Source organism: Psychrobacter piechaudii (assembly GCF_900162825.1).
GTDB lineage: Bacteria > Pseudomonadota > Gammaproteobacteria > Pseudomonadales > Moraxellaceae > Psychrobacter > Psychrobacter piechaudii.
Genome location: NZ_FUGE01000179.1, coordinates 1 through 655 on the forward strand (window position 1 = coordinate 1; position 655 = coordinate 655).

The following is a 655-nucleotide window of genomic DNA, read 5'->3' on the forward strand; positions in this document are numbered from 1 at the left end:
CGAGTTAACCGCAGAATATGGGGTTCATGCAACCCAAATCAGCAACTGGAAAAAGCAGGCTTTGGCAGTTATCCCTACTGCATTCAATACCAAACAGCACGCCAACGAACAAGCCCAGCAAGCTATTATCGATGAACTACATAGGCAGCTAGGGCAAGTCATAAGCGAAAGAGACTGACTTAAAAAAAAGTCACAGCTACCCTGAGCACTCGTAAACAACTGCTAGAACCTGACAACAAGGATTTTAGTGTTCGTAAGCAATGTGAATTACTCGGTATCAACCGCTCAAGTCTGTACTATCAGCCAAAGCCCATCAGCGAGCTTGATATTACCCTGATGAACTTGCTTGACCAGCAGTATACCAAGACCCCATTTTATGGGGTTAAACGCATGACAGCGTATTTGAGGCAATTAGGCTATCAAGTGGGAGAAAAGCGAGTTAGGCGCTTACTACGGCAAATGGGGCTAGATGCCATTTATCAGCATCCTAACACGAGTAAGCCTAACTCTGAACATCAAGTTTACCCGTATTTGCTTAAGCATGTACCGATTAGCCGTTGTAATCAAGTGTGGAGTACTGATATCACCTATATTCGCCTAGCCAAGGGCTTCGTGTATTTGATGGCGGTGATAGATTGGTACAGTCGTTATGTCC

1 pseudogene is annotated in these 655 nt (G+C 44.7%); it reads left to right on the forward strand.

The features are described from left to right. A pseudogene (locus tag A1019T_RS09970) lies at window positions 1–655 on the forward strand (IS3 family transposase); the annotation flags it as partial.